The organism is Shewanella sp. ZOR0012 (assembly GCF_000798835.1).
Classification (GTDB): domain Bacteria; phylum Pseudomonadota; class Gammaproteobacteria; order Enterobacterales; family Shewanellaceae; genus Shewanella; species Shewanella xiamenensis.
The window spans coordinates 3,319,891-3,331,774 of the sequence record NZ_JTLE01000094.1 but is presented as its reverse complement, the minus strand read 5'-3'; the positions used below and the strand labels follow the sequence as shown (position 1 = coordinate 3,331,774).

Annotated in this window: 10 protein-coding genes; 6 read left to right on the top strand and 4 right to left on the bottom strand. The window is 47.3% G+C overall.

What is annotated here, in order from left to right:
* The first annotated feature begins 328 nt into the window (after positions 1-328).
* The gene (locus L976_RS16235; RefSeq protein ID WP_047538408.1) at positions 329-1,933 is read left to right on the top strand and encodes a long-chain-fatty-acid--CoA ligase; all 1,605 of its coding nucleotides are present in this window, start codon (positions 329-331) and stop codon (positions 1,931-1,933) included.
* Positions 1,934-2,033: 100 nt separating this feature from the next.
* Here L976_RS16235 and L976_RS16230 read toward each other — a convergent pair whose 3' ends face one another.
* The 4 genes from L976_RS16230 to L976_RS16215 form a co-directional block, all read right to left on the bottom strand.
* The gene (locus L976_RS16230) at positions 2,034-3,821 is read right to left on the bottom strand and encodes an ABC transporter ATP-binding protein/permease (protein WP_156143194.1); all 1,788 of its coding nucleotides are present in this window, start codon (positions 3,819-3,821) and stop codon (positions 2,034-2,036) included.
* Positions 3,822-4,107: 286 nt separating this feature from the next.
* Entirely contained in the window at positions 4,108-4,665 is a 558-nt protein-coding gene (hutZ, locus tag L976_RS16225) for a heme utilization protein HutZ (RefSeq protein WP_047538404.1), read from the bottom strand.
* 33 nt (positions 4,666-4,698) lie between these two features.
* Positions 4,699-5,184: a heme utilization cystosolic carrier protein HutX gene (hutX, locus tag L976_RS16220; RefSeq protein ID WP_373867204.1), complete on the bottom strand. Its 486-nt coding sequence runs from the start codon at positions 5,182-5,184 to the stop codon at positions 4,699-4,701.
* A gap of 99 nt (positions 5,185-5,283) precedes the next feature.
* Positions 5,284-7,377: a TonB-dependent hemoglobin/transferrin/lactoferrin family receptor gene (locus L976_RS16215; RefSeq protein WP_047538398.1), complete on the bottom strand. Its 2,094-nt coding sequence runs from the start codon at positions 7,375-7,377 to the stop codon at positions 5,284-5,286.
* A 244-nt stretch (positions 7,378-7,621) separates the two neighbouring features.
* Between L976_RS16215 and L976_RS16210 the strand changes: the two genes are divergently transcribed.
* From L976_RS16210 to L976_RS16190, 5 genes are all read left to right on the top strand, one after another.
* Complete coding sequence (locus tag L976_RS16210; protein WP_047538395.1) at positions 7,622-8,542, top strand: energy transducer TonB; 921 nt, start codon at positions 7,622-7,624, stop codon at positions 8,540-8,542.
* 95 nt (positions 8,543-8,637) lie between these two features.
* Complete coding sequence (locus L976_RS16205) at positions 8,638-9,381, top strand: MotA/TolQ/ExbB proton channel family protein (protein ID WP_047538392.1); 744 nt, start codon at positions 8,638-8,640, stop codon at positions 9,379-9,381.
* Entirely contained in the window at positions 9,378-9,815 is a 438-nt protein-coding gene (locus L976_RS16200) for an ExbD/TolR family protein (protein WP_047538389.1), read from the top strand. The genes L976_RS16205 and L976_RS16200 overlap by 4 nt, the downstream gene beginning before the upstream one ends.
* A gap of 93 nt (positions 9,816-9,908) precedes the next feature.
* Complete coding sequence (locus L976_RS16195; RefSeq protein ID WP_047538386.1) at positions 9,909-10,862, top strand: hemin ABC transporter substrate-binding protein; 954 nt, start codon at positions 9,909-9,911, stop codon at positions 10,860-10,862.
* A 2-nt stretch (positions 10,863-10,864) separates the two neighbouring features.
* Positions 10,865-11,881, top strand: coding sequence for a FecCD family ABC transporter permease (locus tag L976_RS16190; RefSeq protein ID WP_047538383.1), 1,017 nt, complete (start codon positions 10,865-10,867; stop codon positions 11,879-11,881).
* Positions 11,882-11,884: the final 3 nt, after the last annotated feature.

The following is an 11,884-nucleotide window of genomic DNA, read 5'->3' as shown; positions in this document are numbered from 1 at the left end:
TAAGACGCCATCGATTGAGCGTCTTATTGGTTTTTAAAATGGCCACATCCTATTGCGCGCCCTTTTCTTTCCCCCAATTCACCTACCAATTGCTATAAAAATGCCCCTAAAACATCAACACGCCCTAATATACCCAAGTTAATAAAGACTTAACTCTACTCCGCCCATATAGAGTAAAAACACTATTTTTAACATAAAGATAGTAGCAATCTTTGGATAGAATTATTTGGCGATAAAGATTGACCTTATAGGTTGAATCCTTCTAATCTAAACACTCGTTTGATTTTAAAATAATAATAACGACTAAACCGATTTGAGGTAGTTAGGCATGGCATACGATCAAGAGTCACAACTCGAACTTGGCAAATACTCTTCACTCATAGACTTAATCGAACGCACTAGCCAACGCTTTGGCGATAAAACCGCATATGCTTGCTTAGGTAAAAGCAGTAGCTTCAATGAGATAGAACGTGATTCACGCTATTTTGCTGCTTATTTACAAAATAACACTAACCTAAAACCTGGCGATCGGATCGCGATTCAATTACCCAACATTACCCAATTTGTCATCGCCGCCTATGGCGCACTACGAGCAGGCCTGATTCTCGTCAACACTAACCCGCTTTATACTGAACGTGAGCTTATCCATCAGTTTAATGACTCAGGCGCTAAGGCCTTAGTGGTATTGTCAGATCTGTTGCCAACCCTCGCCAAAGTGGTTGCAACCACACCAATTGAATTGGTGATTTCGACCCACCCGTTAGATCTTATCGATCCGCAAGTTCAGCCCAAAACGGGGCTTAAAAATGTCGAATTCTGTCACGTATTAAAACAAGGTGCAGAGCTACCGTTTACGCGCTTTATGCCCGCCTTAGGCGATTTAGCCGCGCTGCAATATACCGGTGGCACAACGGGTCTTTCTAAGGGCGCAATGCTGACCCACGGTAATATGCTCGCCAATGCGGCGCAGGTAAAATCCCGCATCGGCAGTGTTATCACCGAAGGGGAAGATACCTTTGTCGCGCCACTGCCGATTTACCATATCTACGCCTTTATGGTGAACTTGGTGCTGTATTTTGAATGTGGTGGTTGCTCGGTATTAATCCCAAATCCCCGTGATATTAATGGCTTAATCAAGACGCTGGCGAAATACCCCTTCACCGGTTTTGCAGGGCTTAACACCTTATTTGTCGCCTTGTGTCATCAACCTGAATTTAAAGCGCTGGATTTCAGTCATTTAAAAATCACTATTTCTGGCGGTACAGCGCTGACCGCTGCCGCAGCCAATCTATGGCAGCAAACCACAGGCAATACCATCAGTGAAGGTTATGGCTTATCCGAGACCTCGCCAGTGATCTCGCTCAATGCACCGGGATATCAAAAGATTGGCACTATCGGTAAGCCCGTTCTCGGCACTGAGGTCAAACTGTTAGACGAAAACGGTAATGAAGTCGCGCAAGGGGAAGCCGGTGAGCTCGCCGCCCGTGGCCCACAGGTGATGCTAGGTTATTGGAATAATCCCCAAGAAACGGCTAATGTGATGACGGCTGATGGTTTCTTTAAAACGGGGGATATTGCGATTCTGAACGAGGAAGGCTTCCATCAAATCGTTGATCGCAAAAAGGATATGATTATTGTCTCTGGCTTTAACGTCTATCCTAATGAAGTCGAAAACGTGCTTGCTAGCCACCCAAATATCATCGAATGCGCCGTAGTTGGCGTAAAGGATGAGCACTCTGGAGAAGCAGTCAAAGCCTGTATCGTGCTCAAGGATGACAGCCAAGACCCTGAACTGATGAAAACCACCATCATCAACTTCTGCCGCGAGCAACTCACTGCCTACAAGCTACCTAAGTTGATTGAATTTATGCCGCAGCTACCTAAGAGTACCGTGGGTAAAATTCTGCGCAGAGAGCTTAAAAATCAGCCTTAAACTTGTGTAAACATCAGTAATTTGAGCAGTCTTAAATCCAAAACAAAACCCCAGGTAGCACTCTGGGGTTTTATTTGAGCCTCTTTACCCAATCCAAGTCTTACTCGCTCAATGGGTTAACCTCATCCGTTAGCAGCTGCAAAGTGGCAAACTCTCGATATAAGGCATTGGTTTGCATTAGAGTTTGATGCTTACCACAGGCAACAATTCGCCCCTTATCAAACACAATAATTCGATCGGCATTAATTACGGTTGCAAGCCGATGGGCGATGATCAGCGTAGTTTTACCCGCCATTAACTCATCAAGCGCCTGCTTCACTTTTTGCTCACTCAAGGCATCGAGTGCACTGGTGGCCTCATCGAGTAATAGGATGGGCCTGTCGGCTAAAATAGCCCTCGCAATGGCAATGCGTTGTTTTTGCCCGCCGGATAAACGCACACCACGCTCACCCAAATAGGTTTGATAACCTTCATTAAATTCACTGATAAACTCATGGGCACGGGCCGCAATACAGGCATCAATCACTTCCTGCTCGCTGGCATCAACGCGGCCATAGCGCACATTTTCCAGCACACTGGTGGCAAAAATCACTGAGTCCTGCGGCACCAGCGCAAACTGCGCCCGCAAATCCTTTGGTGAAAGCTCAGCAATATCAATCCCATCCAATAAGATACTGCCAGATGACGGCACATAAAACCGCTGTAATAACTGAAATAGCGTGCTCTTGCCGGCACCACTCGGGCCGACCAAAGCCACCCGCTCGCCGGCATTTATTACAAGGTCTAAGTCGCTGAGCACTAACTGAGTTTGCTCGGGATAATGGAAGTTAAGTTGTTGCAGTTGCAGCTCGCCGCGTACTTTATCTGGCAGAGTTTTAGGCACCAGTGGCGCCGGAATATCGACCTCAGTTTCGGCTAATTCGATTAAGCGTTCTGCGGCGCCCGAGGCGCGTTGGATTTCCCCGACCACTTCACTAATGGTCGCAACCGCGCCTGCCACCATGACCGCATAAAACATAAAGGCTGAGAGTTCGCCGCCCGTCATCTTACCTGACATCACATCGTGGGCGCCGACCCAAGTCACTAGCGCAATGGCAGCAATACTGAGGAACATCACTGAAGAAATCAGCAGCGCGCGGTAACGAATGCGGCCGCTGGCGGCGGTCATCACATCTTCGACACGGCCATTGAACAGGCTGCGGTCCTTATCCTCATGGCCATAGGCCTGCACTGTGTGGATCTCATGCAAGGTTTCATCCACATAGGCACCGAGATCCGCCACCCTATCTTGGCTTTCGCGCGCTAAGGTACGCACTTTTCGGCCAAAGAAACCGACAGGCCCCAACACCAAAGGCACGGCCAGTAGCACGAGCAGTGTCATCTTCACGCTGGTGATCCCCATCATCGCCAGCCCACCAATAACCGTCACGCCAGAGCGCAGTGCCATAGAGAGACTCGAACCGACAACGGTTTGCAGTAAGGTTGAATCGGCGGTAAAACGTGAAATCACCTCACCAGTGCGCACCTTGGCATAAAATGCCGGAGATAATTTAAGTAATTGATTATAAACTGCAAGCCGAATATCGGCACTGACACGCTCCCCAAGCCATGTCATCAGATAAAAACGGCAAAACACCGCAGTGCCACTCACTGCGGTGATCAGCAGCACCAATAGAATAATTTCATTCAGTCGCTGGGCATTATCCTTAATAAAACCTTCGTCCACCATCAGCCGCACGCCTTGGCCGAGAGATAACCAGGCCAAAGAACCGATCAATAAAAATACAATCGCCGCAACCACTCGCAAACGATAGGGCTTAAGAAATTGCCAAATCCATGGCAATACTGCCCGTTGGCGAACCGAGGTGTGTGAAGATTGTTGAGACACAATGGACTCCAATAATGGTCGAAGAGGTGGAATGCTCGAATCGGTGGGCTCTATGAGCGGTTTGTTCACTCTTGTTATCCTTCGGCTTTATTTGTCATTCAACTTAGCACAAATGACAATGAACTGAGCACACAAGAAAGCGCACACGATAACCAAAGTGATGCTAGCAAAGCAAAAATTCAAGGCTAAGAATATAAAAGCCAAAAATAAACCCGCATTGATAGCGGGTTTATGATTGTGCCTTGAGTAGGGCAAGATCAAAGCACAGAGTGTAAAACACAGATATCTAAGCTACCTGCATATCTTCAGGCGTTTTTGGCGTGCCGTGGTGACCATCGCGCTTCCAGTTCACATCAAGCAGTTCGCTGCCTGTCAAACTAAAGGCTTGGCCAAAGCCTTTGACATACAATCCTTGATGTGGCGCTAACTTGTACAGGTTAAAGTCCGTCAGCGCCGCCAAATTATCCGACATGTCGCCAAAACGTTTAGATAACAGGCTGACTCCTTTGCTAAACGAAGCCGTATCACGTGCAACCGCTTGAGCCATGGCATCAAAGGTTAATCGTTTGCGAGCGAATACAGATTTGGCTTCAGCTTCATCCTCCACCAGCATAACAGACACTTTAGTCGACTGTTTAAGATTATGGCCGTGGCGCGCTAAATCACTCACCAAGATATAAAAACCATCGTCCGCTAATGCAAATGGCGCGTAACTGGCATTAGGTTGACCATCAGTATCGACGGTGGCGAGTTGTAAGGTTTTACGTTGCTGTTTAAAGGTCTCAATTTCAGGTAACAGTTTGTCTCTTAAACGCTGTTCTTGCTCGGAAGTTTCAGGCTTCATATTGGTTTCCTCAATAAATTACGTTCATCAATGTTAATCAGCAAAGGAGGCGGCCAGCGCTTTAAAACGGTGCACTTGCTCAGGAAAAAGCACTCTTTGCTTGTCACGTCCTAAATAAACTTTAAATACCACCTCACCCTGAGGTCCAAAAAAGTTAATTGAATGGCTCTCGCTGCCCCTAAAAGGTCTGCTGATTAAGGCTATCGCCCGCATGCCATCCAATTTAAGATGGCCATGTAAGCCATCCCCTTTGCTGTAGAGGTTGTAGTAGCCATGGGCAAATTTTCCTTGGGGAAAATCGCCTTTAAATTCAAATACACTGCCCGAAAGCATCACTATGGTAGTTAACGAACCCCACTCGGGTAAGCTTTGTAGTAACTCGTCCATATGGGCCAAAGGTAAAAACACTCGCTGCGCTTGAGGTAAGGCGGTAACCACCTCAAGCTCAGCAATCCCTAACTCACTGGCCAATTGTGCAGGCATTAAATCTGGTTGAGTTTCAAATCGTTGTCGCAACATTTGCTGGGTTTCAGCATTTGAATCTCGGCGACTCAGCACGTTATCCGTGTTTTCAATGTCGACTGTTTGGGTCATTTCCTAGATCCTCTATCCCAAGGTTTAGAACATGTAGCGTGCAGACAGCTTCATATTACGGCCAGGCTGATACAAGGTTTGCCATGCCTGCAGATACTTCTCATCACCAATGTTTTCAATGGCAAAATCAACTCTCAGGCCCGACATCACGCCCATCGCGGGCTCCCATGCTAGGTACACATCCCAAAGAGTGTATTCATCATATTTTGCAACACTGTAACCTTTGGGTGTATTCGCTTGGCTGGCCACATAGGTCACTCGCGTGCCTAGCTTCATATCGCCTTCCATAATCACTTGGGACAAGTCGACATTAAACTTATTGGCTGGCATCCCTTCGATATAATCGCCAGTGTTACGGTCTTCTCCGCGGGTTTGACCATAATTCATCGCTAAACGCGTTTGTCCGATGCGATAACGACCGCTGAGCTCAAAGCCCGTTAATTGAGCGTCTTCCACGTTGTTCCACGAGGTTGTTTGCTCGAGTCCTGGTATCCCCCGAAATGGATTAGAGACTTGCTGAACAATAAAATCGTCCACATCATTACGGAAGATGTTTAAGGTAATGGCTAATTCATCATCACCAGCTAAGTCATTGAAGCGAAGGTCAGCTTTAAGCTCTTTATTACGCGCCACTTCAGACTTTAGGTCAGGATTCGTCGCAAAGGTGTTACATAACCCTTTGGGTAAAAAACCCGGTATTGGCGGAATGCAGTAATGGGTACCGCTAGAGAACATTTCCTCCACCGTCGGCGCTCGGAAGGCCTGATCATAGCGCGCACTTAAGGTCAGCCATGGCTGCGTTTGCCAACTTAATCCAAGTGAAGGAGATAGCTCAGTATCATCAGCAGATGCATTCAGGTTATGACTCTCGTTTTTAAAACTGTCATAACGCAAAGCAGCATCGAGGTTTACCGTTTGTGTCAGTTGCACATCCGCCCGAGTAAAAGCTCCCCATACCGTTGTTTCGCCATCAATATCCTCAGGACGCTGCCCAACCTGTCCCTTATCGTCTCTAACGGTTTTAAGGGTATCGCGATAGCCATCCACACCGTAGGTCAACTTAGTGTTACCGAGTTGAGAACTATTGTTCACATTAACGCCAACGGTGCGGTATTCAGTGCTATCTAATTGGCCTTTAGTGACGCGGTCTTCATCGTAATCTGTGCTATTCCAATAAACCTGCACATGAGTATCCAAATAAGGATTATTGGCTGGCGCTAAGCTGTAATTGAGGGTGATATTTTGATCGTCCGTTTTGCGGCGCACTAAAGGCACTGAGCTACTCACAGCCGCAGAAGGATTACTTGGCACCAATTCATTAATCTTGTTAACTCTTGCCGATAACGCTAAGCGCGAGGCTTCATCAGCCTGCCAGCCGAATTTAGCCAATCCACTGCTTCCTGAAGAAGCGCTGTTGGCTAAGGTTTCATCATTGCCGGTATTAATATTGTTGGAATCAACATAACTGCCATTGAGCAACCAATCGACTGTTGCTTGCTGGCCATAGACTGCGGCGCTGGTTTTAGTGCGGTCGCCATTGGTGTCATAGCCTTGCTTGACATAACCACCAAAGGTTTCATTTGGCGCTAAAAAATCCTGAGCAGACTTAGTATTTTGTGCAACAACACCGCCGAGGGCACCACTGCCCCACAAACTACTGGCAGGACCACGGATCACCTCGATAGATTTAAGTAGTTCAGGGTCCATAAAATAGGAACCGCGATGGCCAGAACTGGTATTTTGCCTCGCACCATCGATCGTTTGTAAAACACGATCACCGCTTAAACCACGAATTTCGACGCCCTGAGAGGTCGCTCTTGGGCCATTTGTTAAGTTAATATTCGCTTCGTTTTTTAATACTTCGGCAACCGATGAAGCCTGTGAAACGTTAAGCTGCTCTTCTGCGACAACAGCCACACTTCGACTGGTTTCAGACACTTTCTCACTCAAACGCGTCGCACTCACTAACACTTCATCAAATTCAGTTTCGATAACCCCCTGTTCAGCACTCTTCTGAACCGCAGTGGGTTTGACGCCTTCTTCAGCCGCTAACGCAAAACTTAGCGCCGTACTACTTAGTGCCATCGCAACGGCGATCACTAACGGCTTTTTGTTCATATTATCTTCCTCAAATTATTAATTTTATTAATCAATTAGTATCTAAAAGACCCGTAACAGTCATTCGCCTACCTTGGCATTTTGCTAGTTTTTTGAGCATTCACTTTAGCAATTGCAGGCACTCTAACTGAGAATATAAATTTGATCAAATAGAAATCATTATCATTTGCGATCTTATTTATATTTATGTATCTTAATTAGCAATGATTGATGAGTGAATGCTTTTGGAATTGGAAGGTTTGCCGTGACACCAAAACGATATTTAGCTTTTGGCGCATTAACTGTTGCGATTCAAACGGGTGTGATTGCATCGCAGCCTTCGATTTCATTACCGAAGGATCTTAACGAATCTGCTCAAATGCACGCATTCAATGAGGTAAACAAAGCGGTTACCTTAAGCTTTACAGCACATCATTCAGTGGAAAAATCAGCGGTCATATCTGAGCTAAACAGTACGCCAGCGAATGCAGATCCCGTGGATACGATCTCCCCAAATGTACCTAATGCAAGCTCGTCTAATGCCAAGGTAGCTAATGCCCGTTTGTCTAATGCCAGTAAGCGCCAAACGGCGCCAAAACGAACTGATACGGCGACAACTGAAATGGCAAGGCAAGCCCACGAACCGACCACAGCTAAGCCGCAAACTGTTAAATCCGCTGAACAAAACAAGCCAACGCCGAACACATCCTCTAAGGCAGATGCGACAACGGCTATGAAGCTAATGGCTGCAAATACACTGCATCAACAAGAAACAGAAGAAATAGCAAAATCTTCTGAGCGAGAGATATCGCAAATGGCAGAAATCAAGACTCAAGATAATGCAGCTATTAACAACAGCGATGTGACACCCACAAGTGCCAGCAAGAACACCAAAGCCACTCCCGAGGTTATCGAGCTGGCAACACCCACTTTTGCCAGTCAACCTCCCCAACCAACATATCCGCGCATGGCGCGAAAAAAAGGCTTGGAAGGAACCGCAACAATTGAAGTGATGTTTAACGAATTTGGACAACAACTCGCCCTCACGTTAGTCAAAAGCTCTGGTGTCAGCCTGCTGGACCAAGCGGCACTAGAGGCGGTAGAGACTTGGCAGTTTGAGGCGCCAAGCCCAAAACTGGCGAGCCATTACAAGGTGAGGGTACCGATTCGCTTCGCCTTAAATTGATCCTGTGGCGATGCAATGCTTAACCACGCTAATCCTATTGCAACGAATTTGGCTGAATGCTTGATAACAGATCTAACTATAGAGACTCACCGCTTATGACTGACTTTTCTACCCTACATGGCCAGCTCGGTTCACTCACCTGGCCTTTGCTGATATGTGCATTCCTTGCCTTGATGATTTGCCTTGAGCGTAGCGCACTGTTTTTACAACAATCCGTAGCGTCAATCTCCCCAAAAAAACAAGCTTGGGTTAAAGAGCTACGCCACTCTGATGCCAAACCGACAAGCGAAAACATTCAAGCTTTACTCTCTAAAACCAGCCATCAGCAGGATTTACTGGCCCGTGGCGCAACACTGCTGTTAGCGCAAGCACATCAACCCAAACCACTTAGGGAAGAATTACTCAGTCTATGGCTGAATAAACAACAAAGGGAGCTGCAAGCGGGCCTTAAGATTTTGCAAGTGATAGGGATTATTAGTCCGCTACTGGGGTTACTCGGTACGGTGCTTGGGTTAATTGACATGTTTGCCCAACTTAGCCAGTCCCAAGGGCCAGTCACTCCTGCGCAACTCAGTGCGGGGCTTGGTCTGGCGATGAATACTACCGCTGCAGGTCTTATCATTGCGGTGCCGACCATTACCGCCGCGCATTTATTCGGGATCTGGGCGCATAGCCAATGCTTAAAAGCGAGCCATGTGCTGAATCAAATTAACTTATGGTTATCCGGTGTAGACAAGCTACCACTTGAGCAAGACTTATATCAGGCATTCGCTCGAGGAAATCAGGCCAATCAAACACCTAACACTTCACACGCCGCATCTATTGAGTCTCAGCCATGATAAGCACTCACCACACGTCGTTACCCCAAGCAGGGATCAGTGCCTTAGAGCCACTGCCCAGCGTCGATCTTACGGCATTGATTGATATTATTTTTATTGTTTTAGTGTTTCTGTTACTCACGGCAAATAGCCGTTTGCTGAGCTTACCCGTTGATGTACCTCAAAGCCCAAGCAGCGCCATTACTGCACTCGAGCATAAGCAATCGATAGCCATCAATATTATGGCGACTTCACCCTACTGGGCGATTAATGGCGAAAAATTTGCTGATTTAACCGCATTTAATTCAGCCTTTGAAGCGCAGTTAACGGCTCAACCACAGGCCACCGTCATTATTGCTGCCGATAAGGCCGCGCCAGTTGAACCGCTAATGCAGCTACTGGCACTTTTGCAGGGCAACGCCATTAATCAAACCCAAATTTTGATGGAACATTAACCCTAAACCTTAACTCAATCGTGTTTTAACCCGTTTACCCTGCAAGGTTGATAACACCTCGACCTTGCTTTTAGATGGATCAGGAGTTTACCCATGTTGTTTCAAGCTGTGCGTTATCGATTTAATAAACTCAGTCAACCGACCGATAGCAATGTATTCAATAAATGGTTGTGTCTACTCCCCGCAGTCATAGCACTCGTTTCATTTAATGCTTGGAGTGCAACTCAGGATATAAAGTTGGTGAGCGCGGGGGCGGGTGTCACCGAGTTAGTGCTGGCGTTAGGGGCGGCCGATGAGTTAGTGGCTGTCGATGCCACCAGCTATGTGCCTGAACAATTAAGCTCAGTCGCTAAACTGGGATACCACCGCATGCTTTCAGCTGAAGGCATTATGGCACTCAGCCCTACACTAGTTGTAGGGTCCGACGTAATGGGCCCAGAAACCACCCTTAACGTACTAAAACAAGCCAATATCAAGGTAGTGCAATTACCCTCAAGCGCCGATGAGCAACAATTAATGCGCAATATCGATACGCTGGCACAATCGCTTAATCGAACAGACAAAGCGGCCCCGCTAAAGCAGGAGTTGCATCAAAGGCTAGATAAATTAAATAAGCAAAAACAACAACTCAGCCAACATAATGCTCAGCCAAAAATCCTCTTTATGTTATTACAGGAAGGACGAGGAGCCCGAGTCGGTGGCAAAGGTACCGCTGCCGATACCATTATTGCGCTATCGGGCGCAAAGAATATTGCAGACTTTGAAGGCTACAAGACATTGTCCCAAGAGGGCATTCTCGCCTTACAACCGGATGTGATTTTACTGTCTAACCGCAGCGAAAAAACTGACTCGCAAACCAACACTCAAACAACCCAGGCTCTATTAAAGGAGATGCCGCTGCTAGCGCATACTCCCGCAGGCCAAAATGGCCATATCCAAACCCTTGCCCCGCAAGCTTTACTAGGAGGCTTAGGCATTAGCGCCATTGGTGCTGCCGAAACGCTTGCAGATACCCTGCTCACTCAAGGTAAAACGGCGGGCAAATAACCATGTTACAGTATCGCTGGCTTTGGCCCACAATGATGATGATCCTCATCCTGAGCAGCTTACTCTCGGTGAGTGTCGGTCCCGTAAGCATTAGTCTTATGGACTCCCTCAGTGCGGTATTTAATTGGGCAACCCAGCAAAGCATTGGCGATCTTGCACCCCATGAGCAACTGGTGGTAAGTAACGTGCGTCTCCCCAGGACCTTGTTAGCCCTTACGGTAGGCGCAATTCTTGCTCAATGTGGCGCTGTGATGCAGGGATTATTCCGTAATCCACTGGCAGACCCAGGTATTATCGGGGTGTCATCGGGAGCCGCATTAGGTGCGGCCATCTGTATCGTGTTATTTCCCGACGTGGGATCTTTTATGATTTCCCTTGGCGCCTTTCTCTGTGGGTTAGCCACAACCCTGATCGTTTATCGTCTGGCGAGTAACGGTTTAGGCACATCTGTGGTGTTATTACTGCTTTCCGGCGTGGCGATTGCAGCGCTAGCAGGAGCGGGCATAGGCGTACTGACTTATCTCGCTAATGATATGGCATTACGTGACTTAACCCTTTGGCAAATGGGCAGTATTGCGGGAGCTCAATGGCAATATGTCGGCCTGTGTTTACTGGTATTAGTGCTGCTGAGTTGGCGTTTTCAGCGTGATGCCATGGCACTTAATGCCCTGCTACTGGGTGAAGCTGAAGCCAGACATTTAGGGATTGATGTCGACCGTCTTAAGTTAAGACTCATCCTACTCTGTGCATTAGGCGTAGGCGTGAGTGTGGCCGCAACAGGGATTATCGGTTTTATTGGTCTAGTGGTTCCCCATTTAGTGCGGATGATTTTGGGGCCAGATCATAAACGACTTTTACCCATGAGCGCCCTCTTGGGCGCTGCGCTTTTAGCCTTAGCTGACATAGGTGCGCGGGCATTTTTACCCCCCGCCGAATTACCTGTCGGCTTAGTCACAGCACTTATCGGTGCGCCATTCTTTATCTTTTTACTCCTGCAACAACGCAGCAAATTAATCTAAGCG

Bases quoted from the DNA above. Each gene is read 5' to 3' on its own strand.
- L976_RS16195 (WP_047538386.1), top strand. From the start codon at position 9,909: ATGTTGTTTCAAGCTGTGCGTTATCGATTTAATAAACTCAGTCAACCG.
- L976_RS16200 (WP_047538389.1), top strand. From the start codon at position 9,378: ATGATAAGCACTCACCACACGTCGTTACCCCAAGCAGGGATCAGTGCC.
- L976_RS16205 (WP_047538392.1), top strand. From the start codon at position 8,638: ATGACTGACTTTTCTACCCTACATGGCCAGCTCGGTTCACTCACCTGG.
- hutZ (WP_047538404.1), bottom strand. From the start codon at position 4,665: ATGAAGCCTGAAACTTCCGAGCAAGAACAGCGTTTAAGAGACAAACTG.
- hutX (WP_373867204.1), bottom strand. From the start codon at position 5,184: ATGTTGCGACAACGATTTGAAACTCAACCAGATTTAATGCCTGCACAA.
- L976_RS16215 (WP_047538398.1), bottom strand. From the start codon at position 7,377: ATGAACAAAAAGCCGTTAGTGATCGCCGTTGCGATGGCACTAAGTAGT.
- L976_RS16235 (WP_047538408.1), top strand. From the start codon at position 329: ATGGCATACGATCAAGAGTCACAACTCGAACTTGGCAAATACTCTTCA.
- L976_RS16190 (WP_047538383.1), top strand. From the start codon at position 10,865: ATGTTACAGTATCGCTGGCTTTGGCCCACAATGATGATGATCCTCATC.